Here is a 25527-nt window from a genome sequence, read left to right on the forward strand (position 1 = left end):
ATAATTCGCGGTGTGTCCAGCGATTGCAAGCCATTCTGCCTGTTCAGGGGCCCCAAGGCAGAGGATGGTACAGGTAAAGCGGCGATGACACGAACTTGAACAGGCAGGTTAATTTCGACGCGGAACTGGATAAGCTGCTGTGATACATAGGACTGCATCGGATCAGGAGGGATTACAGTGGCTGCTGGGGCAAACCGGACACGGCGAATTGTTTTGCTGTTTGGTGCGGCTGCTGTTCTGGGCGGTTTTGCAATCCGTGAATACCGCCTGATCCCGCAGAGCTATGCGGGCGGTCGGATCAGTGTCGGGGATGCGCATCAGCAAGCTAAGCTTGGAGATATATTTTTGGTGGACATCCGTACCCCACGCGAATGGGATGCCTCAGGCGTGGGCGAAGGCGCGCATCCCCTAGACATGCGTCGCGATGATTTTGATGAGGCGCTGCTGCAGATTGTCGGCGGAGACCTCGACGCCCCAATCGCCCTGATCTGCGCGCGCGGTGTGCGCTCGGCCCGGCTGAGCAACCAGCTGTCCGAGGCGGGGTTCGCAAATATCATCGACGTGCCCGAGGGTATGTTAGGCTCAGCAGCAGGGCCGGGCTGGGTCCGGGCAGGCCTGCCGGTTCAACACTATGATGGGAAAGCAGAATGATCCGAAGCTTGTTTCTGTCGGTCGGGATGGCCGTGATCGCGAATGCAGGAATGGCCGCCTGTGTCGATCAGGAAGACATGTGCGAAACGCCGTCGGGTGGGTACCATATCGAACTTCCCGAAACCGAAAACCCACCGCTGGTGGTGTTTCTGCACGGTTATGGCGGGACTGCGACCGGAACGCTGAAGAACCGCAGCTTGGTTGATCCTCTGCTTGCGCGCGGATATGCGGTTATGGCACCGGAGGGGTCCGAGCGTAACGGCCGCCAAAGCTGGAATTTCTTCCCGGGTTGGGAAGGGCGTGACGAAACGGCTTTTCTGCGCGAGGTGGTTCAGGATGCGTCGGACCGGTTCGGGGTCGATGATGACCGCGTCGTGTTGGGCGGGTTTTCTGCGGGGGCCTTCATGGTCTACTACCTCGCCTGCGCGGCGCCGGATACGTTTTCGGCCTATGCTCCGGTTTCAGGTGGGTTTTGGCGACCGCATCCCGAGGCCTGCGATGGCCCGGTGCGCATGTTTCACACCCATGGCTGGACCGACAATGTAGTCCCGCTGGAAGGGCGTCTTTTGGGCGGTGGTCGATTCCATCAGGGCGATATCTTTGCCGGTCTGGAAATCTGGCGGGTCGCAAACGAATGCGCCGATACCAAACCCAGCGGATTTTCCACGACCGGGCAATTCATGCGCCGCAGATGGACCGGATGCGCCGATGGCGCGATGTTGGAATTCGCACTTTTCCCAGGTGGTCACAACGTGCCGCAGGGATGGTCGGATATGATGGTAGAGTGGTACGAAGGCCTGCCGGGTGGTTGATCACTCGGCAGGGGTCATGACGGTTTTGCCTTCGACCAGGCGCTTCAATTCATCCCTGTGGAGACGTGCGGACCGGGTGATTGCCGGTTCCTGAACATCTTCTTTCATTCCGACCATGCGCCGCGCCGGTGAGGTTGAAACGCCGCTGAGTGCGGAAAGCGGGATGGCAAAGGCCAGGCTTATGGCAATCGGAGCCAGCCAGATTGACACCAGACCCGATAGGATGCCGGCGCCCAAGGCTATACCGCTGATAGTTTCCAGCGTGTGACATAAGATCAGCGTCCGCAGTCCATAGCTGCCACCATCCCGCGCCTGAGGAGACCAGCCTTTTTGAATACCAAGAATTGTCCGGAAGACGGCGATCATCTGTTGCACCATAAGGATCGGCGCATAGAGGATCGACAGGATGACTTCCGAGATGAATGAGGTCATGAACTTACCTGCGCCACCGAAATCCGCATAGCGCACACCGCTAAGTGGCAGGGCAAGCACGCCAAGTACCTTGGGGGCCAGCAACATGGCATACATGACCAGAATGATCAGCACGTGGCGGGTTTCCGACATCTCGGGCCATTGCGGGAACAGCGGATTGTCGGGGCTGAAATAATGAAGGACCGAGGCATCCTCGCCCTGACCGATCAGCGCCCACATCACCAGCAAGGCAAACCACAGCGGCGACATCAGATACCCGACTGCGCCGTGGAACATATGGAACCGCGATACAGCGCGGAAACCGGTTGAGCCCAGCAGCTTCAGGTGCTGCAAATTGCCCTGACACCAGCGCCGGTCGCGCAGCGCATGGTCGATCAGCGTGGGCGGGGTTTCCTCGTAAGAGCCCCGGATACGCGGCAGGAACCGCACGCCCCATCCGGCGCGCCGCATGAGGCCGGCCTCGACGAAATCATGGCTCATGATCAGCTTTTCCTGACCATTCATCGCGCGCAGTTTCGGCAGCCCGGCGCAGTTGGCAAACGCTTTGGTGCGGATAATCGCGTTATGGCCCCAATAGTTGCCTTCCTGACCGCACCAGCGGGCCAGACCTTCGGCGAAGGCGATACCATAAACACCATTGGCAAATTGCTGCATCCGAGCAAAAACCGACTGAGCGCCAATTAACTGAGGGTAACTCTGGATCAGGCCCGCACCGGGGTCGCGCGCCAGAGAATCCGTCAGGCGCAGGATGGCGCGGCCGGTCATCAGGCTGTCGGCATCCAGCACGAGCATCGCATCCCAATCCGCACCCCAACGGCTGACCCAATCTGCGATATTTCCGACCTTGCGGTCTGTGTTCTGTTCTCGCCGACGATAATACAGTTCCAGTCCCGGCGCGAGGGTGGTGCGCAACGCTTCGACGCTGGCTTGTTCCTGTGCCGCGATCTCGGGGTCGCGGGTGTCAGAGAGGATGAACATCGCATAGTGGTGCTGACCATCCCGCGCGCGCAGGTCTTCCAGCATGGTTCGGGCGTTGCCCAGCACGTTCCAGGGTACTTCATTATAGACCGGCATAAGAAGCGCGACGCGCAGCGCCTGTGGGCGGCCCTGACGTTTGGGCTGTTCCTGCCGCGACAGGGAAATCATACCCAACAAAACGGTGCAGACCGTGAAAGAGATCCAGAAAAAGTTGAATGAGATCAGAGCCAACAGAATCGCTTCGATCAGGTTGATCCCTTCGGCTCCGAACCAGTCGGTCATGACCCAAAGCAAGCCCAGCGTAGCCGCCATCGCAGGCGAGAACGCCAGCGCACGCCAGAATCCCGCAGATGCCTGCCTGCTGCGGGGCGCCTGAGCGTCACGGAACCCAGCGCTGAAATTCTGCTCCGGCATCGCCAGGGGTGCCTCAGGCGGCATGATATGCAGATCGTTGCTCATGATGTCCAACGATACAGCCAGACTTCGGAGGCAGGCTGCTTGTCTTTCAGCAACTGTGCGCGCAGTTCCACATGGTTCCGGTCTCCCGGCTCGAAGGAAAAGGCCAACCGCAGGCCGCCAGTATCGGGGTTGCGCTGTAGGACGCCTTCCGAGGTCTCTGCATGGGGCGAGTCCACAAAGATCGTCATCGCCTCAGGTTCGTCGAATAGCTCGCTGGCCTCAAAGTCGATCACCGCCAGACGGCCCTCGCCAAATGTATTGTCACCCATCGCGGTGTTGATCACGCGTGGCATCGGGGTGCGCTCTGGTTCCTCACCCCAGATAAGGCGGTAGGACAGGTCCACCTGGCTTCCGGCCGCATAGGGCTCCATCGGGCGCCAATAGGCGACGATATTGTCGTAGATTTCCTGATCAGCCGGGATTTCGACCAGAGTGACCGCGCCTTTGCCCCAATCGCCGGTTGGCTCGACCCAGAGGCCGGGGCGTTTGTGGTAACTCGCCTCAAGATCGGCATAATCCGAGAACGCGCGTTTCCGCTGCATCAGGCCAAACCCGCGCGGGTTCATGTCAACAAAGGACGAGAACTGCAGGCGGGTCGGGTTTGCCAAAGGCCGCCACAGGACCTCGCCAGCGCCGTTGCGGATCAACAGCCCGTCGCTGTCATGCACCGCAGGGCGGAAATCGTCGAAACGGCTGTGATTGGTCTGATCGAACAGGAACATCGACGTGCCGGGTGCAATGCCGACATGGGTCAACTCGGTGCGTGGGAACAGCGTCGCCTCGACCTCCATCACGCAATCCGCGCCGGCCGTGACGTTGAACCGATAGGCACCGGTCACGCTGAGGCTGTCCATCAGGGCATGAACCACCATGTTGCGCTGACCGGGCTTGGGACGTTCCAGCCAGAAACGGATGAATTCAGGGAATTCCTCACCGTCCGGGTCGCCGGTTTTCAGGGCCAAACCGCGGGCCGACAGGCCATAGACCTCGTGCAGGCCGATGGCGCGGAAATAGCTGGCGCCTTGAAACACACAGAACTCATCGGTTTTTCCGGGGCGGTGCATTTCAGTCCGCAGGCGCAGGCCCGAAAAACCCAGCGTGTCGTCGACGGGCAACTGAGGGACCTCGGTCGACTTGTCAAACATTGACAGATCGAAGGCTACGGGTTTTGCCATGCCGTTTTCGACGGTCGAGACCTGAACCGTACGCGGAAAATAAAGCCCGGGCGTAAAGAAATCTACGTTGAAAGGCGTCTCAGATTCGAACCAAAGCGCACGATCCAGGCGGAACCGGATCGAGCGGTATTGCTCATAGGTCAGGTCCTGCCATTCCTGCGGGACCATCTCGCGCTCGGCAAAGGGCTTTGCGGCCAACTCGCGGGCCAGCGAGATCACGTCACTGCGGTCAAACGGGACCTCTCCGCCCACGGCAAAGGTGGCCGGGGCGAAGGCAAGCGCCGAAGTCGTGGCCAGAAATGCGCGACGTGTGAATTTCATTTCTTTGATTTCCAGGGTTGTGACTTAAACCACGCGGCCAAATAGGCCACGCTGATGATCATGGCAAAGCCAATCATATTAGCGACAAAGACAGTGGCAAAATCCCGCCCAAACAAATCGAGCCCAACGCCGATAAGTCGTGCTGCTGCCATGGAAAATACGAATACGGCAAGTGATTGCTGACCCACTTTGGTGACCAGGGTCAGCACGATTTGCCAAGCTTTGGCGCCTGCGCTCTGACCGGTTGCGATCAGGCGGTGTCCATGCTCGCCAGCAGCGACCCAGCCCAGATAGGCCAGCGACAGGAAATGCATGTAGCGAAACAGACCGAAATCGGTCTTGTCGCGGAATTCCTTCGTGATGGGCCAGACTTTGCGGATTTCATCGGCCAAATCCGGGGCTGCGGCATTCACCCATGTGAACACTTTCCACGACCCGAAAGGCATTGAAAAGATCAGGAACAGCGCCGCTGCCCAAATCAACGTTTTTGACACCGGAGGGGCCGGGATCCAGCCGCGCATGAATGCAAAGCCAGTAAAGAAAAGCAACTGCCAGCCAAAAGGGTTAAAGAACCACTGACGATCCGACCAGGGCTCGGCGGGCAGGTCCAGAACGTCGGTCTGCGCCACGAGCCAGATAGCAACGGATGTGGCTGCAACCGCCCAGAATCCGATGCGGGACAGGCCCATAAACAGCGGCATCATTGCAAGAACCACCAGATACATGGGTAGAATGTCGAAATAATTCGGCACGTAGGTCAGGGTGAACAGGCCGACGATCTGCGGAGCAGGATCATTGAAGAAATGCTGCAGGTTCAGGGACGAGATGTAGTTCTTCTCAAACAGGCCTGATTGATTCAGCGCAGCCATCGTCATCGCGACAAAGAAGAACAGGCCGATATGCGCCCAGTAAACCTGCCAGATCCGGTATGATACCCGCGCAGTGCCCATCCACCAGCCCTTGCGCAGGAACGCGCCGCCAAAGGCGATGGCCGAGGCCATGCCCGAACAAAAAACAAAAATCTCGGTTGCATCCGAAAAACCAAACCGGGCAGGGATCCACTTGGCCCAGGGGTCGTTGGGAATATGCGCAATCAGGATGATGAACATCGCGATTCCGCGATAGAAATCCAGACGCGGGTCGCGCGTACTAACGGGGGCGGCCGAGGTGGCTGCCACAGGTGCAAAATCAGAAGCGGGCGATAGAGTCGCCATACGAGTTCTGTCCTTCTTCAGTCTTTTTGTTTTGTTATTCTGCCGGAACGCTTTGTGCGTCTTGGTTATCGCGAGCCGCGTCGATCAATGCGCGGCGCGCCATAGCATAATTGTCCTCACCCCCGGCCCGCTTGGCACGGCGGTCGTCTAGAATGCGCTCGACAGCATCCAAACGGCCGGCACGCAGGCCGGAATCAATAGTGATGCGCTCGAATACATCACGTTGGGCGTGGCTACCACCGGCCAGTTGCATTCCGTCCCGTGCATTCGACAGGAAATCAAATGCTTCGCCGTAAAGGCCGTCGCCAAAAGCCTCAAGCCCTTTGGCTGCGGCAATACCGGGATCCGACATCCGGATCGGAGTGTCGCCCTGATTGCGCTGGGCATCTTTCTGGATGCGCTGCAGCATTTTGCCGGTCGCTTCGGTCCGGTTGTCGCCGGTCAGGGCCAGCAGATAGTGAAGATCGGCGAAGATCAGGCAGCCATCTTCGGTCCGGGCGGCGCTGAGGTCGGCCAGTTCCTCCCAGCGGTTTCCAACTTTGACGCCCTCAAGCTCGAGCCGGGACAAAAGCGACGTGGCATTCGATATGTCACGGTAATCGTCAGTTTTGTCCTGCCGGACATACTGGTCATACAGTTCCATAACCTGATCGACCTGACCCAGGTCCAGATGCATCAGCGCCTTGTGCCACCAGACGTGATAGCGGAAGTTGTTGCAATGCGCCCAGGCATCCTCGCGTCCGGCCAGCCAATCAAGACCTTGCTGCGCATTGCCGGTCATCTCGTGCACATGGGCTACTGCGTGCAGGCCCCAGGCATCATCCGACACCATCCACAGTGCCTGACGTCCGGCGATTTCGGCTTTTTCATAGGCCCCGGTTTCCTCAAGCGCGAAGGAATGGCACCCCAGAAGATATCCGCGGCCGGCGTGGTCGGGTTCATAAGCAGGCAGGACACGTTCGATCGACCGTCGCATACCAGCGGCATCTCCCAAGACAAACCGTGTTGCATGGCTGAGTTTCATCGCCAGCGAGTCCTGTGGGTGGAGGCGCAGAATTTCTTCAAACTTCTGGATTGCATGTGAGGGCAGGTCGGACAGGTAAAGGGCCAACGCGTCGACATAAAGCCGCTCGCGCTCAGTTACCGGTTGGCGATCCATAGCGGTGTTGGCAGCATTCAACGCTTCCGCTGCAACTGGCATCATCTCGCGCCGACCCAGCAGGACCAGGAACAGACCTTTGATGGCGTGACCAAGCGCGAAATCGGGCTCAAGCTCTAGCACTTTGCCCAGATGCTGGGGTGTGACAGCTGAATGCGCCATGAAACCAAGCAGAACACCATTCCACGCCTCGACACTGGCCGAATGGCAAAGAGTGTTCATCTGTCCGAAAACATCTTGTTTCATGCGCGGGATCCAATCCATTTGCGATTTATTACTTTGTTCGATTTAGCAGAGAGTCAGGCGGGGTCGTATCAGTATCGGCCCTGCTCTCGAATTGGTGAAAAGCTGTGTGTGGAAAACGTGAAAAAATCCGCCGATTCAACGGCATGTTTCAGCAATATGCCGCCTAGTAAGGCATTGTGTTTCAATCTTCAAATGGGTTCTTAGCGTTCAAGACTGCTGCAGTGTCCGCTCCGAACTGTGGCGGAGCCGTCCGGTAGGTAACCGGTGTCCGCGACAATTTCAGCGGGTTTCCGATCAGTTTTACCTCGGCCGGGGCAGCCTGCATCGCGATCTGCATTTGCCGCGCCGCGACCTGCTCGGTGTCAAAAACCTGATCCAGGGTCTGGACCGGCCCAACTGGTACTTTGCGTGCCTCAAGTTCTGCGATGACGGTTGTTGTGTCATATGACTGAACCGCAGGGCGCAATAGGGCGTTCAACGCATCCCGGTTTTCCAGCCGCGCCGGATTCGTCGCAAAGCGGACGTCATCCGCCAGATCAGGTTGGCCGATGAATTCGCAGAACCGGCGGAACTGACTGTCATTACCTACAGCAAGGATCACATGGCCATCAGCGGTTTCGTAAACGTCATATGGAACGATATTTGGATGACCATTCCCACGGCGTTGTGGCACATTGCCGGATGTCAGATAATTCACGCCTTCATTGATCAGCCACGCAATCTGGGAATCGACCAGAGCCAGATCAATTTGCTGTCCCTCTCCGGTCTGGTCCCGATGGCGCAATGCTGCCAAAATGCCAACGCAGGCATACATACCGCACATGACATCAGCGATACCAACTCCAACTTTCATCGGCGCCCCTTGGGGATCGCCGGTCAGAGACATGACACCGCCATAGCCCTGCGCCATCAGATCATATCCGGGCTTTGATGCGTTAGGCCCATCCTGCCCGTAGCCTGAGATCGAACAATAGACGAGGCTAGGGAATTCCTGCGAGAGCGATTTGTAATCCAGCCCGTATTTCGCAAGCCCGCCGGGTTTGAAATTCTCGATCAGGATGTCCGCAAACGAGGCCAGCCGCCGAATTTCCGCCTGACCTTCGGGTGTGGTGATGTCGATGGCGACCGATTTCTTGTTGCGGTTGGCTGACATGAAATAGGCACTAAGATCCGATGGAACCCCGTCGGCATCAGCGACATAGGGTGGGCCCCACTGGCGCGTGTCGTCCCCTTTAGTGGCAGGGTTTTCGATCTTGATAACGCTGGCACCCAAATCGCCCAGCAACTGTGTGCAGGTCGGTCCGGCCAGAATGCGAGACAGGTCCAGAACCTTGACGCCCTTCAGCGGTCCTTCAGATCCGGCCATCATATCCTCCGCGATCAATCTCAGCAGCGATTACGGTGAACCTATCAGACTTGGTTGCCGCTTCCAGAGCATCCCTCAGTTCGGCGCGGGTGCGCACCGTGTGACCATTCCCGCCGAAGGCCCGGCCAATAGCTGCAAAGTCGTGGCGGTCGAAATCGACGCCTACGTTCCCAATTTGCCGCTGACGCTGTTTCAATTCGATCAGGGCAAGGCTGGCGTCGACGAACACCAGGAAAATCGGGTTACCACCCATCTCGGCAACGGTCGACAGTTCTCCGGCGACCATCAGGAACCCGGCATCGCCGGAAAAGCTGATGACCGGGCGCGTGGGTTCGGCCAGTTTCAGCCCGATGGCCATTGGCAGAGCGCAGCCCATGGTGCAGAGCGCTGAAGATTGGATCAGCCCGCGTTCTTCGGAACATCCCCACATCTGGCTGAGAAGGATGCGATGTGCGCCACTGTCAGCGGTGGCCAATGTCTCGGCAGGAAGAACCGCGCGGGTTTCCGCAATTACCGCGGCGGGACCCCATACGTCATCAGTAGGGAAGGCTCGCGCCAGGGCGGCCCGAACCTGTTCGGGCTCACCGCCGGGCCAGGTGGCGCGGGCAGGGTTGCCCTTTGCAACGGCCTCGAGGGTCGCGCCGGTATCAGCCACCAGGTTCAACCCGGCCTGATGCATGTAGTGATCGTTCGGAACCGCCGAAATGTCGATGACGCGCTTTTCTTCGGGGTCCCATATCTCGCGCCAGCCAGGGCGCATTTCGATCGGGTCATAGCCCAGACACAACACCAGATCGGCCTGTTCAACCAGCGGCACCAGATGGGTGTCAGCAAGCGGCGACAGGCCCGCGCCGCCAAGGCACAGTGGATGATCCTCGGGAACCACGCCCTTGGCCTTGTAGGTTGTCACAAAAGGAATGCCAAAATGTTCAAGGAACGCCTGCACCACATTGCGCGAGTCGTCGTATAGAACATCCAGGCCGATAATCGCGATGGGCCGTTCGGCCTGTGCCACCCAGCGGCGGGCTTTTTCAACGCAATCCCCCTCGGGCGCGACGGCGGCAGGTTTGACAAGACGGCGGCGTTTGACATCGGTCACAGGCGCATCCGCAACCGAAATCGGCACGTCGATATGCACCGGCCCTGGGCGCGGCTGACTGGCGAGCGACACCGCTTTGTCTGCGATAACATCCGCGCCTTTGGCGGTCAGCATGAATGTCCCTTTGGTGATCGAGCGATAGACCCGTGCGTGATCCATGACCTGATGGGTGTATGTCAGCGCCTCATCTGCGTCGACACAGCCGGTCAGCACGATCATTGGCACCCGGTCCTGCAACGCATTGGCGACCACATTGATCCCGTTCATCGCGCCTGGACCGAGTGTGGCCACCAGAATGGCCGGGGCACCGTCGCGGTGATGCACCGCCTCGGCCATAAAGCCAGCCGCGTTCTCGTGTTTGGTCAGGTGAAAGGTTATTCCCGCCTTTTCCAACGCATCCACTAGGGTCAGCACCTCGCCACCTGGCATGCCAAAAGCGTGGCGGCAGCCAGCCTCATAAAGCCGTTGGGCCAGAATGTCCGCAGCGCGGGGCGACGAGTCCTGCATCAGTAAAGCTCCGAAAACTGTTTCAACGCAGATTGCGGAGGACAGACCCGGACGCAAGGCGCATCACGCCAGTGTGACTATTTGACAGCGGCTTCGGCCACGATCTGAAAGGTGTCATCCAATTTCTGGGCAATGTCCCTCAGGGGGTCTCCTCCCTCATAGATATAGGGCGCGAATACAAAGCTGGGCGTTTTATAGGACAGGGTGGCGGTGCCGTCCTCGTTTTCAGTCACGTAAAACCGGATCGGTGCTTCGATCATTGCGCGCACCGAGGTTTCCAGCACGCGCACCGCATAGTCATTGTTGAAGGCGCCGATCACCAGATTGCCTGGGATTGTAATCCCCCGCGCGGCGGCGGCTTTGGTGGGGCCGGCCTGCGTGACCACGATCAGACCGTTTGCCTTAACCGCCGATTTGGTGTCCGAGACTAATTCACTATAGCTTTTGCCCGTTGGATACACGGCCCATCCCGAGAGCGGTTCGTCGGCCCAGGCGGGCAGAGCCAGCAGGGCGAAGACAGTCCAAAGCAGTTTCATCCAGAGGCCTCCTTTTAAGGTGTCTGCAGGAATCTTGCCAGAAATGTGAGAACGTCGCACTCACAATCTTGTGCGCATTCGGGATTGCGCCGCGCCGCTTAAAGCCGCAGAAACGGGCGCAGGACGAAGGGAAAGGTCTGGATCGGATGCGCCTGATGATCTGCAAAACCTGTGGCACCGCACGCGATCGGGCGGCCGAGGTGCAGGCTGTGAAGGACGCACTGAAAAGGGCTGGATTGACGGATCAGGTCGAATTGAGCGAACACGCCTGTTTCAGCAGCTGCGCGGAACCCACGGCGCTGGCTATACAGGCGCAGGGGCGCGCATCTTATGTGTTTTCGGGAGTCGATGTGGCGGCGGATGCTGCGGATATCGCTGAAACTTGCCGTACTTACCTGAACAGCCCGCAGGGCTGGATTGAAGACGCCCGACCCTGCGGGCGGCTTCGGATGTGTTTGCGTGCGCGTATTCCGGCGCTTTAATCGACCTGAACCGTAGCCGCAGCACGAACCGGCACGTTATCGACCGAAAGCGGGCTATGGCTGTTGGAATTCAGCGAAACCGAAACCTCGACCTCGCCTTTGGGCAACTGATCAATGTGCATCCAACTGCCGTAAAGCCGGGCGAGCTTTTCTCCGTTGATGTAAACATGCGCGTGCCCTTCGCCCACCATGTCTGCGGTCGATGCGTTCTGCGGTGCGAAGGTAAAGTTTTTTGGCATGACATGCAGGTTCCAGCCAGACATAGGATCCTGTGTCAGAGCGATGTCCAGTGTAGGTGCATCTGTGCCTGCCGGTAGGTTCAGGGCCGTGGAATGATCGTGGGCCATGGTCTCAGTGTGTGAGGCTCCGTGAAGAGACGGATCAGAATGGTCGTGGCCATCAAATGTGACGCCATTTGCAGCAGCAATTACAAATCCTGCACCGCCGCCAAAGACCAGACCGATCACGAATAGAGCAAGTGAACGGGTCATTGTATTTCCTTGAAAACATAGGGAAACGCGCCAAGTTTACACCCGGCGCGTTCATTCGAAGTGCGATCAGGCCGTTGCTTCGGAAGGTTGCGCTTCTTTCTGCCAGAAATAGCCAGCGAACGCGCCAACCAGAACCCATGCAACCAGACCGATTCCAAAAGCTCGTGCCGCGAACAATGCGCCAATTTCAGTCGGCACAGGGCCGGTGAAAACATCGGGCTCGGGTGCACCGATAAGATGTGGCACCAACAGAAGTACTGCGGCGATCACATAGCTGATCAGGTTACCTCCAAAGGCGATCAACCACATGGCGACAAGGGCTGCTGCAACCGTTGCGAACCACCAGACCTGACGTGCATAGACATCGGCTGCTGCGACACCCGGCACTTCGGGCGCCAGGGTGAAACCTGGTGCAAGGTGGAAGGCGATAAATCCGGCCAACCCCCAAAGAACGCCGGTCCGGCCATCAATCTGATGCCCTTGACCTTCGGCTACCGACATCAGCGCAACCATCACCAGCGCATAGCCGGTATAGGTCAGCATGGTAAAGATGACACTCAGCGCATCACGCGTCAGTTCAGAGAACATGCGCGGCAGCTCGGGATGAGCCGATACGGTCTCGCCCCCGAAATGCACCAGCTCTCCGGATTCATAAAGCTCGGCATGCAACAATACTGGTTGCACAAATACCAACTGCAGCAAGGCGGCAATCAGCCCCGCTGCAGCACCAGCGAACAACGCGCTGGTCAATATACGACTGAACACGGTCTTAGTGGCAGGGGAAGCCGGTCGCGTGACGCACGTCATGCGCTGCATCATGTAGGGCCGCTGCCTGAACGTGACCGGTCAGCGTGATGAGGCCCAGACCCAGAACCACTGCAAACATGACCGGAACAAAGCCTGTACGCGCGGCGGATGCTGTTTTCGTTTGTGTTGCCATTTTGTATTCTCCTCTGCCGCCGCACCCGACGGCCGGTGTTTCGTTTTTGCGCCTGGCAGGTCTCCTGGCTTGCGGGTCGATGCCTCTGTTCGCCTTCCCCCCGGAGAACCGGGAGTGGCTGGTTGAACAGGGGCTCTCCGCTTACAGTCGCGGGGGCGGCTTTGGAGTTGACCACCGAGGCAGTCGCACCAAATTCCCTCTTAGCATCCGGATTTCTCCGGCAGGACCAGACACCCCCATTTAGCCGCTATAGCTGTGGCGGTGCAATCATCATTTGCGACGTATTGTGTCAGATTATGCGCTTTTTCAGCAAATAAATATCCATGATCCAACCATGGTCGGCACGGGCATGGGCGCGGCGGTCTAGAATCTGCTGCGCAACCTCGGCCAAAGGGCCTTTGATCAGGATTTCCTCTTTCATGCCGACATATGCGCCCCACCAAATGTCCAAGTCTTCCATGTCCAGGTTTTGGAATGAACATTCGCCATCCAGCATCACCGCCACGTTTTCTGCGGTTTCCGGCCATCCTTCTTCCCGGATGCGACGACCAGTTGTTACGATATAGGGCGCGCCCAGTTCGTTGATCGGAATCGCATGGGCCGCCGTCAGCGCTTGCAGCGCGGTGATGCCGGGAATCACCCGTGTTTCTGGCTGAGGGGTCAAACGTGCCGCGATTCGCAGCGAACTGTCATACAGCGACGGATCCCCCCAGATCAGCAGCGCCACATGGCGGGCCTTCGGGTGGGCTGCGATGGCCTCCTGCCAGCGCAATGCAATCGCATCGTGCCATTCGTCCACTCCGCGTAAATAGCCATCATCGGCACGGCGTTTGGGAATGTCGAAATACGCGATTTGCGGAAGAGTATCCGCGACCTGAGCGATGATCTGCTCGCGCAGCCCTGCCAGATCGGCCTTGTTTTCGCCCTTGCGGGGGATCAGGATCAGGTCCGCCGAACGGATCGCCTGCGCCCCTTGAAATGTCACATGATCCGGGTTGCCGGTGCCAATACCGATCAGCGTCAGGTCAATCATTTTCGAACTCTGCCAGAGGTCCATACAGGATCAGGGCCGGGGCGGTGCCGATCTCGGTTTCCAACTGCTGCGACAAGGCACCGATGGTCGAGCGTTGCAGTTTTTGCTCGGGGGTCGAGACGGACTCGGCCATCAAAGCAGGTGTGTCCAGCGGTAGGCCGTGGGAATGCAGGGCGCCAACCAAAAGGGGAAAGGTGCGCTTGCCCATAAACACGACGGTCGTAGCCTGTGGATCAGCCAGTGCTGCCAGGTTCAGATCTTCGGGCAGTTTGCCACTGACATCGTGGCCGGTGACGAATTGCACGCGCCGCGCGGTCAGTCGCCGGGTCAGCGGAATGCCCGCCGCTGCCGCCGCCGCTACCGCCGAGGGGATGCCGGGGATGATTTCATAGTCGATCCCGGCCTCTTGCAGGGCCACCAGTTCTTCTTCAAGCCGGCCGAACATGCCGCCATCACCGGATTTCAGCCGCACAACATGCTGACCGGTTTGTGCATATTCGACCAACAAGCGGCTGACGTGATCCTGCTTGGGCGAGGGGCGCCCGGCGCGTTTGCCGACCCCAACCAGATCGGCATCCTCACGCGCGTGGCTCAGGATCGGGCCACTGCTGAGGTCATCAAACAGCACCGCATCAGCTTTCTGCATCCGGTCCACCGCCTTCAGCGTCAGCAATTCCGGGTCGCCGGGGCCTGAACCGATGAAGGACACAAAACCACTCATGCCGAGGCCTCGGCGATCAGATGAAAGAATGTCCCGGTGACATTGTTTCGCACCGATCCGGTTTGCGGGCCTTCCGCGCCTTCGGCGTCGAACACGCGCGCCAGCGGGGCGTCAGGCTGTTCGATGATCGAGGAATAGTGGAACTCATGCCCGCGTAGCGCTGTGCCTTCGGCAAATCCGGCCATTGGGGCCAATAATTCCGCCTTGCGATAACCCAGGTTGAACTTGCGCTTTTCATAGGAGGTCACAAGGCCCAGAAGGCCCGCCATTTCGTGCCGGGCACCCTCTTTGTCGATCAACGCCTGACCCAGCGCCATGTAGCCCCCGCATTCGCCATGCACAGGTCTTGTCTCGGCATGTTTGCGCAGCCCAGTCTGGAAGGTGTTGGCGGCGGCCAATGTGCCTGCGTGCAACTCGGGATACCCACCCGGCAGCCAGACCAGATCGGCATCCGGGGCAGGGGCTTCATTCGCCAGTGGTGAAAACGGTAGGATTTCTGCACCCGCCGTGCGCCAGCCTTCCAGCAAATGCGGATAGGTGAACGAAAACGCAGCATCCCGGGCCAGTGCGATCCGCTGCGCCGGAGGGCGCGGCGGCACGGCTGACGATGGCCTATCTGGGCTTGAGGAAGCCGCCCGCTTGATCGCCTCCAGATCGACATGTTCACGCAGGAACGCAGCATAGCCGACAATAGCGCTTTCCAGATCGGGATGTTCCACTGCCTGGATCAAACCTAAGTGCCGCTCGGGAAGTGTCAGGTCTCCGCGTCGTGGCAGAACGCCCAGAACCGGCAGGCCTGCACGTTCCATACCCAACCGGGTCAGACGCTCGTGGCGCGGGCTGGCGCAGCGGTTCAAAATTACCCCGGCAAAGGGCAGGTCGGGGTTGTACATCCGAAACCCCAGCGCCGTGGCTGCAGCTGATTGCGCCTGACCGCCGACATCCAGAACCAACACCACAGGCCAGCCCATACGCTGCGCGGTTTCCGCGCTAGAACCATGGCCAATCTCACCGGGTTTGGCGACACCGTCGAACAGACCCATCGATCCTTCGGCTACGACGATATCCGCGCCGTCAGCCTGTGCCGATATTGCGTTCAGCAGAGGATCGCCCATCGCCCAGCTGTCCAGATTGAACGAGGCGCGCCCAGCCGCCGCCCGGTGAAAGGCCGGGTCGATATAGTCAGGGCCGCTTTTGAATGGTTGGACGGTCAGGCCATCCTCGGCCAGCGCACGCAGCAGGCCCAGCATCACGGTGGTCTTGCCAGTCCCCGAAGACGGTGCCGAAATCAGAATGCCCGGAGGGTTAGTCATCACCATGGCTCCAGCTTGACCAAGGGCTGTCCGCGCTTTGCGGGCGATACCGGCGGTCGTAATCCTTAGAATACAGGCAGCTTTCGTCAAACCCTTCACCAGCCAGTGCTGGACCCACCATGATCAGCGCTGTGCGTGAGATGCTCTCGTCCAGCGTGTCTTTCAGCGTCGCCAGCGTCGCACGGATGATCCGCTCATCGGGCCAGCTGGCACGGTAGACCACGGCCACCGGGCATTCGGCGCCATAGGCCGGGGTCAGATCGGCGATCACAGTGTCTAGATTGCCGATCGACAGGTGGATGGCCAGCGTCGCCCCGGTACGGGCAAAATTCGCCAACGTCTCGCCCTCGGGCATCGACGATGCGCGTCCCGGTGTCCGGGTCAGGACCACTGATTGCGCAAGTCCGGGCAGGGTCAGTTCCGTGCCCAGAGATGCGGCTGCAGCGGCAAAAGACGGCACGCCGGGGGTCACGCTGACCGGGATGCCCAATTCCTTGAGGCGGCGGATTTGTTCGCCCATCGCCGACCAGACCGACAGGTCGCCGGAATGCAGTCGCGCAACATCCAGACCGGCCTGATGTGCGGTCTCGATCTCGGCCATGATTTGATCCAGATCCATCGCCGCCGTGTTCACGATCTTGGCGTCGTCGGGGCAATGGCCCAGAATTTCCTCTGGCACCAGCGAACCCGCATACAGGCAGACCGGGCAAGCGGCGATGATATCGCGCCCCCGCAGGGTCAGCAGGTCGGCGGCGCCCGGTCCAGCGCCAATGAAATGAACGGTCATGTCTGTCCTCCGATGGCGATGGCGCAGGTGGCCAGCCGGTCGTCTGAAATCTGTCGGGGTGAGATCAGCCGCGCACCAGGTCCGGCGGCGGCAAGGGCGGATGCTTCGGCCACGCTGCCGGTGCCATAGGTGGCGCGGCTGCGGGTCGAGCAGGTGAGGGTGCGCTGCCCAGCCAAATCGGCGGGAGCAATGAAATGCAAGGGCAGGGCAATGGCCGAGGCGAAATCTTTCAACGCGGCGTGGCCTTCCTTGTCGGCAACCGTGGCCAGCGCGTCCACAGATTGGCCGATACTGGCCCGATCATAGGCGGCGCGCAGGCTGTTCACCGTGGCGGTCGAGGAAAATCCGATGCCTGCGACGATCATAACGTGACGCTCCATTGCACCACCGGATAGGCCGATTTCCATCCGCGCCGTGACCCCAGGGCTGAGGCTTGTGCCAGCTCGATACGCAGCAGCTCGCCGCCCAGCATATTCTGCCATTGCGCCAGCAGAGCTTCGCTCTCCAGTGTCACAGCATTGGCCACAAGCCGCGTTCCAGATGGCAGAGCCGCTTGCAGCCATTGCAACAGATCCCCGCTTAGCCCGCCACCTATGAACACCACATCGGGCAGGGGCAGGCCGTCAAGCGCATCCGGGGCGCTGCCGTGCACCACCTGCAGCCGGTCTTGACCCAGCGCGTCGGCATTTCGGCGAATGCGCTCGGCGCGGTCTTCGCGGGGTTCGATCGTTGTGGCGCTGAGCGTTGGATCACACATCAGCCATTCGATGCTGATTGACCCGGTGCCGCCGCCAATGTCCCACAGATGCTCGTCCCGCTGCGGGGCCAGCGCCGAAAGGGTCAGCGCACGGATAGGGCGTTTGGTGATCTGGCCGTCGGTCTCAAAAATCTCATCCGGTTTGCCAGAGGCGCGCGGAAAGGCCTGCCCGCCGCCAGCAACCTCGAGCCCGACGCAGACCGGGTGATCGAACCCACCCAGCAGCGCCTCGGTCAGCGAGACACTGCGCGCCCGTTCGCGCGGGCCACCCAGGGCCTCCATCACATGTAGGTGTGTGTCGGCAAAGCCGGTGTCAGTCAGATAGGTGGCAAGTTCCGTCACGGCCTTACCATCGCGCAACAGCAGAATTGCGCGCAGGCCGGGGGCCAGATGCGGGCGCAGCCGGGTCAGCGGGGCCGCGTGCAGACCAAATGTCTGCGTGCTTTCCAGCGGCCAGCCCAACCGCGCAGCGGCCAGCGAAAAAGTGGATTGGCCGGGTAGGGCGGCCCATTCCCCGGCTTCGAAATTCCGCGCGATCACGGATCCGGCGCCGAACCAGAACGGATCGCCCGAGGCCAGAACCACGGTTGATCGCCCGCGAAAACCGGTCAGGATCGGCAGACCATCGGCAAAGGGCACAGGCCATTCCACCTGCTGGGCTCCGAAATCGGGAACCAAGGACAGGTGTCGCGGTGGCCCCATGATGATTTCAGCGCGTTCCAGCACTTGACGGCTTGCGGGGGGCAAGCCATCCAGTCCATCTTCGCCCAAACCCAAAACGGTCAGCCACGGAGCTTCAGACATGTCCAACCTCCTGATATTGGGCGGCACGACCGAGGCCAACGCGCTGGCAAAAGCCATTGCCGACCGGGGTATTCCCGCGACGTACTCCTATGCAGGACGCGTGGACAACCCGCGCCCGCAACCTCTGTCGGTGCGTATTGGCGGGTTCGGTGGGGCCGAAGGGCTGGTGAAATATATCCATGACCACGGCATAAGCCACGTGATCGACGCGACCCACCCTTTTGCCGCCGGGATGAGCCGTAACGCGATTGAGGCCTGCCATGCGGCGCAGATTCCACTTGTTGCGCTGACACGGCCCGAATGGGCACCGCAGCCCGGTGACACCTGGCTGCGCGTCCCGGATATCGCCGCAGCGGTGGCCGCTTTGTCCGGTAATCCGCAGCGCGTGTTTCTTGCGGTCGGGCGCATGCATCTCGAAGATTTCGTCAGCCAGCCCCAGCACCAGTATCTGTTGCGGCTGGTGGATGAACCCGATGTCCTGCCCTTGCCGAATTGCGAGGTTGTCGTGGCGCGCGGACCCTTTGCCGAGGCTGATGACCGGGCGTTGATGCAGCGCCACGGCACGCAGCTGGTGGTATCCAAGAACGCGGGCGGCGCCGGCGCGCGCGCCAAGCTGGACGCCGCGCGGGCTCTGGACATACCGGTGTTGATGATCGACCGTCCAGCCCTGCCGCAGCGGCTGGAACTGTCGAGCGTTCCGCAGGTTCTGGACTGGCTGGCTCATTCCGGGGTGAACCTCGGCGTATAGACGATCGGGTCACCGGCGCGTTCTATCACGCGGGTCAGCGATGAGCCGACGATGACAACGGTCTGCATATCGGCCATATCAGGCGTGGCCTCGACCAAGGTTGAAATCCGGATTGCCTCATCCGCCCGGCTGACAGCGCGGGCGAACAGGATCAGCCGCTCGGGTTCACATTCTTCGCGCAGGATTTCCAGCGTTTTGACAAAGCCTTCGGGGCGGGATTTCGAGCGGGGGTTGTAAAACGCCATCGCGAAATCCGCTTGCGCGGCCAGACGCAGGCGCTTCTCAATCAGAGGCCAAGGTTTGAGGTTGTCACTCAGGTTGATGGTGCAGAAATCATGCCCAAGCGGGGCGCCAGCGCGGGCGGAGGCCGCAAGCATCGCGGTGATCCCGGGCAGCACCTCAACCGATAGGTCGCGCCATTCACGGGGGCCGTTCTCCAGCGCTTCGAACACCGCTGCTGCCATGGCAAATACGCCCGGATCGCCCGAGGATACGACCACTACGCGCTTCCCTTCGGCCGCCATTTGCAACGCATGCTGAGAGCGGTCGATCTCAACCCGGTTGTCGCTGGCATGCAGCGTCAGGCCGGGGCGTTCGGCGATGCGCGCGACGTAAGGAATGTAGCCGACGACATCCGTCGCCCCAGCCAGCGCAGCGGTCACTTCGGGCGTCACCAAAGCCTCGTTTCCTGGCCCGAGTCCTGCGATCTTGACCCAACCGCTCATGGCCGCCGCCCTTGTCCGTGAACGATGATGATCGAGAAATACGGAGTGATCCCCTCGCAATTTTCCGACAATTTGCACACGCGTTGATTGGGCATCTGAGCGTATTCCACGATCCAAGCACGGTCATACAAACCGGCCGTCTTCAGGGCCCGCTTCACTTTGTCGATATTGCGCCCGATCTTCATCACCACCAGCGCGTCGGTTTGGGCCATTCGGTGGGCCAGATCGTCTTCGGGCAATGTGCCGACCAGCACGGTCAATACGTCGTCTCCCCAGGTGATGGGGTCGCCGGTTGCGGTCCACGCGCCGGACATACCGGTGATCGCAGGCACGACTTCAACTTTAGCCTCGCTACGTAATCGATTGTAAAGATGCATGAATGATCCGTAGAAGAACGGATCACCCTCGCACAGGACCACCACGTCTTCGCCCTGATCCGACAGTGTCTTCAGATGCGCGGCACAATCTTCATAAAACGCCGAGAGCAGCTCATTGTACCGCGGATCACTCAATGGAATTTCTGTGGTCACGGGGTATTCCATCGGGAATTCCACCGCGCCTTCTGGGATCATGTCATTGACGATCTTGCGGGCCTGACCACTGCGACCCGGTTTGCGGAAAAAGGCCACGTGGCGGGCAGTGCGCAGTAGGCGGTCGGCCCTGACGCTCATCAGGTCCGGATCGCCGGGGCCGAGGCCGACACCGTATATCTTGCCCGCGTTCATTCGGCGCGGCTCGCGATGGCGTTGACCGCCGCGACCGTGATGGCGCTGCCACCAAGGCGACCCTTGACGATGCAGGACGGCACAGGCTGCGCCTCCCACAGCGCGTCTTTAGATTCGACCGCACCGACAAAGCCCACCGGGCAGCCGATGATGGCCGCAGGGCGCGGGCAGTCGGGGTCTTCCAGCATGTTCAGCAGGTGGAACAGGGCGGTGGGCGCATTACCGATGGCCACCACGGCACCTTGCAGATGCGGGCGCCACAACTCCAGCGCAGCGGCGGACCGGGTGTTGCTCATCTCGGCAGCCAGCGGACGCACACGTTCGTCGTGCAGGGTGCAGATCACCTCGTTATCGGCGGGCAGGCGGAACCGGGTCACACCCTCGCTGACCATGCGGGCGTCGCACAGGATCGGCGCGCCGTTCTCAAGCGCGGCACGGGCCGAGGTCACAAAACCGGTTGAGAAATGCACGAACTCTTCCAGCCCCACCATACCTGCCGCGTGGATCATCCGAACGGCGACCTGTTCCTCATCGGCGTCGAACCGTGCCAGATCGGCCTCGGAACGGATGGTGGCAAAGCTTTGTTTGTAGATCGCCGCGCCGTCGGTTTCGTATTCATAGGGCATCAGGAGAAGTCCATGGTCATAAGTGTTTCGGGGCTTAACCCGCGCAGGTTTGGCTCATCTCCCGCGCGGCCTTGTTTGACAAGATCAAATCGACCATCGTGGCCGACCAGGGTGACATCAGCTGGTTCCATGCGCGCGCATCCTTTAGCACAGCCCGAGACATGCAAGTGGCCGGGAATACGCGAGGTCAGCGCGCGGGCGATATCGCGGGTCTCCACCTGCGCCTGCGGGCAGAGCGGGGCGCCGGGGCAGGCGTCAGTGGTCATCAGCGGGTCGGTGCCATCGGTGACGAACGCTGGGGCGGGTATCGCCGCCCCGCCTTCCATCAGAAACAGCCGCCAAGGGGTGACCCGCAGCGCAGAGGCACCGCAGGTCTCAATCAGCCCCGCAAGCCCGCGCGCTGGCAACTGACCGAACGCGGCTCCGTAAAACGCACCCAGTTCCACGATGCCCGGTTCAGGCAGAGCGCCAACATCACCCGGTGCGCTGCCTTGGCATTCTGACGGCAAATCCTGTGACGCAACCAAGCGGGCCATGCGCCGGGCCTCGGGAGTTTGGTGATCCGCGAACCATTCGGCCAGCGCGATCAGGTGGTCGATGGCGATTTTTTCGGTCACGCGACGCCCTGTTTCGGCGCCATCAGCGCGTAGGATCAGCCCGTCGGGGCCTGTCTCCAGCCGGATATCCGCCGAATCCCCGACCAACAGGCGATTTGGTCCGGTGTCGATGGCAAACCCAAACTTGGCTGGTAGCGACGGCAATTCACCCAACCGGTCGATCAGTTCCTGCGTCAGTCGTGCGGTAAGATCGCCGGATTGGTAGAGCGGCGTCACCAGAATATTGCGCCGCACCTCGATACCCGGTTCCGCATCCAAAAGGTTCAGCGCAGCGAGTTCTTCTAGCAAAGGTTGGTGATCGGCCTCGGCCACACCGCGCAGTTGCAGATTGGCGCGGTTGGTCAGGTCAATTGTGCCATTGCCAAACCGGTCGGCAAGTTCGCACAGGCCTAACATCTGCGCAGCCTCAAGGCGCGCCAGCCGCGGCCGAACCCGCACGACCAACCCGTCCCCCGACATCATCGGGCGATGGGCGCTGGGGCACCAGCCCTGAACGATCGGTGCACTCATCCCAACCCCTCCAGATCGGCTCGGATCGAGTTTCGGCGCGTGTTCCACAGGCCAGCCTCGAGCAGCGCACGGAACCGATCCTGCATGGCCTGATGCGCCCGTGGGTTCTTCTCTTGCAGAAAGGCATCAACCTCGGCGTTACCCAGTGTGGCATCGTGGTAGATGTCAAACAGATGCGGTGCAACGGTTCCCGACAGATGGGCAAAGCTTGCCATATGATCCAGCGTTGCCGCGATCTCGGCGGCGCCGCGGAATCCGTGCCGTTGCATTCCTGCGATCCAGTCAGGATTAGCCGCGCGCGCGTGGACAACGCGGCTGATTTCCTCAGACAGGGTTCGGGCGCGGGGGATGTCTGGGTTGGTATTGTCCAGATGGTACAGCTGCGCAGTACCGCCAGTGACTTTCTTGGCGGCGGCAAAACCGGCCTCATGCGTGGCATAGTCATTGGCCAACAGCAGATCGGTTTCGGTCAGGTCCTGAAGGTGAACAAAGCTATCGGCGTGGGCAACGCGTTGGGTAATACCATCGACATCCCGTGCAATTTGCTCGCCCTCAAGCGCAAAGGAACTGGCATCCAGCCAAGCCTGACCGGCCTGTGCCCGCGCTTCGTCCGTATAGATTTCGGATAGCTGCGTCATGTTCAGGCCATAGCTGCCGGGGGCGGGGCCATAGACACGGGCGGCCGGTGCCTGCCCGGCATATGGGTTCCAGTCTGCTGCCTCGTCCCGTTCACACAATGCTCGCACTGCCTGGCCATACAGCGCAGAAAGCGTCGGGAATACATCGCGGAACAGGCCCGAGACACGCAAGGTCACGTCTAGCCGTGGACGGCTGAGATCAGTGATTGGCAGCACCTCGATACCGGAAACCCGCTCCGACCCCTTGTCCCAAACCGGTTTCACACCCAGCAGGTGAAGCGCCATGGCGAATTCTTCACCCGCAGTGCGCATCGTGGCCGAGCCCCAGAGGTCGACAATCAGCCCCTTGGGGTAATCGCCTTCTTCCTGCAGATGCCGCCGCACTAGTTCCTCGGCCAGTTTGACACCTTGGGTATAGGCCGCGCGTGTTGGAACCGAACGCGGATCGGTGGTGTAAAGATTTCGCCCTGTCGGCAGCACGTCCGAGCGCCCGCGATAGGGTGAGCCAGACGGGCCAGCCTCGATCCGTTTCCCGGCCAGTGCGTCCAAAAGTGATTGACGTTCCGCATGCGCCGAAGGCGTGGCATCAAAATTGCCGGTCACTTCGGGGACGCGGCCAAAGACGTGCAAGCCGTCGCCGAACTGGCTTTCTTTGATGTCGCAGACAAATCGGTCGATACGGGTGATCGCTTCGGCGGTACAGGTTGCCTGATTCAGACCCAGATCGCTTTCCAGACCAATGGCCTGCGCCTCATCCCGTATGTCTTCTTGTAGTCGGTCGCGGCGTTTGGGGTCCAGCCCGTCGGCGTTCGAGAATTCGTCCAGCAGGGATTCCAGCCGCACCATACGGTCCGGCGTGTCACTTGTTCGCATCGGGGGCGGGATATGGCCCAGTGTAACCGCGCCGATCCGGCGCTTGGCCTGTGCGGCCTCGCCGGGGTCATTCACGATAAAGGGGTAGATCACCGGCAGATCTCGGACCAACGCCTCAGGCCAGCAGTTTTGGGACAGGGCGACCGATTTGCCTGGCAGCCATTCCAACGTGCCATGCGCGCCGATATGGATCAGCGCATCCGCGCCATGCCCCTTACGCAGCCAGAGATAGAAGGCAACATAGCTGTGGCGCGGGGTGCGCGAAAGATCGTGATAGTCGTCATCGCGCAGCTCGGGCGTGCCGCGTTCCGGTTGCAGCGCGATCAGTGTCTTGCCCCGGTTCAAGGCGGTAAAGTTGAACGCACCATCGGCAAAAACCGGGTCGTCCTCAGGCTTGCCCCAGATGGATTGCAGATCCGTTTGCAACTGTTCCGGCAAGTCTTCCAGCGCGGTCTGATAGGCCGCGAGCGGCCAAGACAGTCGCGCATCCAGAAGCGTCTCGGCAATCGGCGCGCCAGGTGCGGTGTCATAGCCTTCGGCCTGCAGATCAGACAGCATCGCCTCGGCCGAGGCCAGCGCATCCAGGCCAACCGCATGGGCCATCTGCCAGTCCTTGCCGGGATAAGTCGACAGCACCAACGCTGGGACCTGATCTGGCTTAGGTTTGTCGCTTAGGCGCAGCCAGCCGTCCACCCGATCAATGATCGCCTCAACCCGTTCCGGCTCGGGGCGGTGGGCAAAACGGGAATATTCCAGATACGGGTCGCGCTTGCCCGGTTCCTTGAACGAAGCGATGCCCGCCGAAATGCGGCCATCCACCTCGGGCAGGACCACATGCATTGCGAGGTCGGCGGGGGACAGCCCGCGTTCCGCATCGACCCAAGCCTTGCGGCGTGCGGTGGACAAGGCGACCTGAAATACCGGCACATTGGCGGCGTCCAGCGGGGACGTTCCCGAGGCGCCTTTGCCCGAAAAGGAGGTGGCGTTGATGATTGCCGAGGGGGCCAGCGCTACGACCTGTTCGCGCAGCCAGTCAGCGGCGGTAGGGGCTTTGAGCGACGGCGCAAATAGGCCAACAGCCTGAAACCCACGCGCACGCAGACGGTGGATCAGGGCCGCGACCGGGGCAGTGTCTGCCGAGGTCAGATAGGCGCGATAGAAGGTCACGAGGATGCGCTTGGCATCACCGGCGAATGCGGTATCCGCCGGGATCACACCGCGATCCGGGCACCATACGCCACATTCCGGGATCGTCTTGGCCCCCATCACCGGGCCAGAATAAAGCCCCGCGGCCAGTGCCATTTGCGCCAGCGCAGCCTGCGCTGCGACCTCACCGCCTGTGTCGCAAAGATGCGCCAGCCGCCGCAGGGTTGAAACGGGCAGGGTAGAATAGTCATCCAGGCGCGTATCTTCACGTCCATCCGCCGGCAGGACTGCCACAGCGATGCCTTTGGCGTGGGCCAGTGCCAGAACCTGCTGCAATCCGTAGGACCAGTAGGGCACGCCACCGATCAGGCGGATCAGAATGCCTTTGGCGCCCTCCAGCGTCTGCTCGACATAGGTGTCGACAGAAAGCGGGTGCTTCAGCGCCGTTAGATTGGCCAGCCGCAGGGTCGGCATCCGGCCTTCGGGTCCACCACCACGATGCCAGCCTGCCGCGAAAGCGCCAAGATCACTGTCGGAAAAGGACAGCACCACCAGATCCGCCGGGCTCTGGCCCAGATCGGTTGGGGTCTCCGTTTCCTCTAACCCGTGGCTTTCGCGGAAGACGACGTGCATGGC

At 60.6% G+C, this 25527-nt stretch carries 25 protein-coding genes and 1 riboswitch; of the genes, 4 read left to right on the forward strand and 21 right to left on the reverse strand.

Going from position 1 to position 25527, the window contains the following annotated elements; all coding sequences use genetic code 11:
* The first annotated feature begins 177 nt into the window (after positions 1–177).
* Both AC2FHW_RS03230 and AC2FHW_RS03235 read left to right on the forward strand, forming a co-directional pair.
* Positions 178–651, forward strand: coding sequence for a rhodanese-like domain-containing protein (locus tag AC2FHW_RS03230; protein ID WP_496707888.1), 474 nt, complete (start codon positions 178–180; stop codon positions 649–651).
* Positions 648–1463, forward strand: coding sequence for a CE1 family esterase (locus tag AC2FHW_RS03235; RefSeq protein WP_496707889.1), 816 nt, complete (start codon positions 648–650; stop codon positions 1461–1463). The genes AC2FHW_RS03230 and AC2FHW_RS03235 overlap by 4 nt, the downstream gene beginning before the upstream one ends.
* Here AC2FHW_RS03235 and mdoH read toward each other — a convergent pair whose 3' ends face one another.
* The 7 genes from mdoH to AC2FHW_RS03270 all read right to left on the reverse strand — a co-directional run bounded on the left by mdoH (position 1464) and on the right by AC2FHW_RS03270 (position 10955).
* Complete coding sequence (mdoH, locus tag AC2FHW_RS03240) at positions 1464–3332, reverse strand: glucans biosynthesis glucosyltransferase MdoH (RefSeq protein ID WP_496821403.1); 1869 nt, start codon at positions 3330–3332, stop codon at positions 1464–1466.
* Positions 3329–4828, reverse strand: coding sequence for an OpgD/OpgG family glucan biosynthesis protein (locus tag AC2FHW_RS03245; protein WP_496677946.1), 1500 nt, complete (start codon positions 4826–4828; stop codon positions 3329–3331). Before AC2FHW_RS03245 ends, mdoH begins: the two co-directional genes overlap by 4 nt.
* The gene (locus AC2FHW_RS03250; RefSeq protein WP_142632862.1) at positions 4825–6042 is read right to left on the reverse strand and encodes an OpgC family protein; all 1218 of its coding nucleotides are present in this window, start codon (positions 6040–6042) and stop codon (positions 4825–4827) included. The genes AC2FHW_RS03245 and AC2FHW_RS03250 overlap by 4 nt, the downstream gene beginning before the upstream one ends.
* 34 nt (positions 6043–6076) lie before the next feature.
* Positions 6077–7447 (reverse strand): tetratricopeptide repeat protein, encoded by a 1371-nt coding sequence (locus AC2FHW_RS03255; RefSeq protein ID WP_271947985.1) that lies wholly within the window; start codon positions 7445–7447, stop codon positions 6077–6079.
* Between the two features lie 181 nt (positions 7448–7628).
* Positions 7629–8813, reverse strand: coding sequence for a CaiB/BaiF CoA transferase family protein (locus AC2FHW_RS03260; protein ID WP_496821406.1), 1185 nt, complete (start codon positions 8811–8813; stop codon positions 7629–7631).
* Entirely contained in the window at positions 8800–10419 is a 1620-nt protein-coding gene (locus AC2FHW_RS03265; RefSeq protein ID WP_271947981.1) for a thiamine pyrophosphate-binding protein, read from the reverse strand. Before AC2FHW_RS03265 ends, AC2FHW_RS03260 begins: the two co-directional genes overlap by 14 nt.
* Before the next feature lie 77 nt (positions 10420–10496).
* The gene (locus tag AC2FHW_RS03270; RefSeq protein ID WP_496821408.1) at positions 10497–10955 is read right to left on the reverse strand and encodes a DUF302 domain-containing protein; all 459 of its coding nucleotides are present in this window, start codon (positions 10953–10955) and stop codon (positions 10497–10499) included.
* Between the two features lie 68 nt (positions 10956–11023).
* Between AC2FHW_RS03270 and AC2FHW_RS03275 the strand changes: the two genes are divergently transcribed.
* Complete coding sequence (locus AC2FHW_RS03275; RefSeq protein ID WP_496677940.1) at positions 11024–11437, forward strand: DUF1636 family protein; 414 nt, start codon at positions 11024–11026, stop codon at positions 11435–11437.
* Here AC2FHW_RS03275 and AC2FHW_RS03280 read toward each other — a convergent pair.
* The 9 genes from AC2FHW_RS03280 to cbiE form a co-directional block, all read right to left on the reverse strand.
* On the reverse strand, positions 11434–11928 hold the full coding sequence (locus AC2FHW_RS03280; RefSeq protein ID WP_496677939.1) for a hypothetical protein: 495 nt from the start codon (positions 11926–11928) through the stop codon (positions 11434–11436). The genes AC2FHW_RS03275 and AC2FHW_RS03280 overlap by 4 nt on opposite strands.
* Before the next feature lie 66 nt (positions 11929–11994).
* Entirely contained in the window at positions 11995–12693 is a 699-nt protein-coding gene (locus tag AC2FHW_RS03285) for a CbtA family protein (protein WP_142632874.1), read from the reverse strand.
* A gap of 4 nt (positions 12694–12697) precedes the next feature.
* Positions 12698–12868 (reverse strand): CbtB domain-containing protein, encoded by a 171-nt coding sequence (locus AC2FHW_RS03290; RefSeq protein ID WP_142632876.1) that lies wholly within the window; start codon positions 12866–12868, stop codon positions 12698–12700.
* Positions 12869–12905: 37 nt separating this feature from the next.
* A riboswitch (cobalamin riboswitch) is annotated at positions 12906–13114 on the reverse strand.
* 43 nt (positions 13115–13157) lie between these two features.
* A complete protein-coding gene (gene cobF / locus AC2FHW_RS03295; protein WP_271947970.1) occupies positions 13158–13901 on the reverse strand; it encodes a precorrin-6A synthase (deacetylating) in 744 nt (247 codons plus the stop codon).
* Positions 13894–14622, reverse strand: coding sequence for a uroporphyrinogen-III C-methyltransferase (gene cobA, locus AC2FHW_RS03300; protein ID WP_142632880.1), 729 nt, complete (start codon positions 14620–14622; stop codon positions 13894–13896). The genes cobF and cobA overlap by 8 nt, the downstream gene beginning before the upstream one ends.
* Entirely contained in the window at positions 14619–15941 is a 1323-nt protein-coding gene (locus AC2FHW_RS03305; protein ID WP_282021863.1) for a cobyrinic acid a,c-diamide synthase CobB, read from the reverse strand. Before AC2FHW_RS03305 ends, cobA begins: the two co-directional genes overlap by 4 nt.
* Positions 15928–16722, reverse strand: coding sequence for a precorrin-4 C(11)-methyltransferase (cobM, locus tag AC2FHW_RS03310; RefSeq protein ID WP_496821410.1), 795 nt, complete (start codon positions 16720–16722; stop codon positions 15928–15930). Before cobM ends, AC2FHW_RS03305 begins: the two co-directional genes overlap by 14 nt.
* Positions 16719–17087 carry a cobalamin biosynthesis protein gene (locus tag AC2FHW_RS03315; protein WP_496821532.1) on the reverse strand — a complete coding sequence of 123 codons (369 nt, stop codon included), beginning with the start codon at positions 17085–17087 and terminating at the stop codon, positions 16719–16721. Before AC2FHW_RS03315 ends, cobM begins: the two co-directional genes overlap by 4 nt.
* Positions 17084–18283 carry a precorrin-6y C5,15-methyltransferase (decarboxylating) subunit CbiE gene (cbiE, locus tag AC2FHW_RS03320; protein ID WP_496821412.1) on the reverse strand — a complete coding sequence of 400 codons (1200 nt, stop codon included), beginning with the start codon at positions 18281–18283 and terminating at the stop codon, positions 17084–17086. Before cbiE ends, AC2FHW_RS03315 begins: the two co-directional genes overlap by 4 nt.
* Here cbiE and AC2FHW_RS03325 point away from each other — a divergent pair.
* Positions 18282–19031: a cobalt-precorrin-6A reductase gene (locus AC2FHW_RS03325; protein WP_496821414.1), complete on the forward strand. Its 750-nt coding sequence runs from the start codon at positions 18282–18284 to the stop codon at positions 19029–19031. The genes cbiE and AC2FHW_RS03325 overlap by 2 nt on opposite strands.
* Here AC2FHW_RS03325 and cobJ read toward each other — a convergent pair.
* From cobJ to cobN, 5 genes are read right to left on the reverse strand one after another with little or no spacing between them, the layout of a single operon-like run.
* Positions 19004–19756, reverse strand: coding sequence for a precorrin-3B C(17)-methyltransferase (cobJ, locus tag AC2FHW_RS03330; RefSeq protein ID WP_271947958.1), 753 nt, complete (start codon positions 19754–19756; stop codon positions 19004–19006). The genes AC2FHW_RS03325 and cobJ overlap by 28 nt on opposite strands.
* Complete coding sequence (locus AC2FHW_RS03335; protein ID WP_271947957.1) at positions 19753–20481, reverse strand: precorrin-2 C(20)-methyltransferase; 729 nt, start codon at positions 20479–20481, stop codon at positions 19753–19755. Before AC2FHW_RS03335 ends, cobJ begins: the two co-directional genes overlap by 4 nt.
* A complete protein-coding gene (locus tag AC2FHW_RS03340; protein ID WP_271947955.1) occupies positions 20478–21107 on the reverse strand; it encodes a precorrin-8X methylmutase in 630 nt (209 codons plus the stop codon). The genes AC2FHW_RS03335 and AC2FHW_RS03340 overlap by 4 nt, the downstream gene beginning before the upstream one ends.
* Positions 21107–22234, reverse strand: a complete 1128-nt coding sequence (gene cobG / locus AC2FHW_RS03345) for a precorrin-3B synthase (RefSeq protein ID WP_496695979.1) — start codon at positions 22232–22234, stop codon at positions 21107–21109. The genes AC2FHW_RS03340 and cobG overlap by 1 nt, the downstream gene beginning before the upstream one ends.
* The gene (gene cobN, locus AC2FHW_RS03350; RefSeq protein ID WP_496821416.1) at positions 22231–25524 is read right to left on the reverse strand and encodes a cobaltochelatase subunit CobN; all 3294 of its coding nucleotides are present in this window, start codon (positions 25522–25524) and stop codon (positions 22231–22233) included. The genes cobG and cobN overlap by 4 nt, the downstream gene beginning before the upstream one ends.
* Between the last annotated feature and the right edge of the window lie 3 nt (positions 25525–25527).

The sequence above is a fragment of the Ruegeria sp. YTSA108 genome, assembly GCF_059610185.1.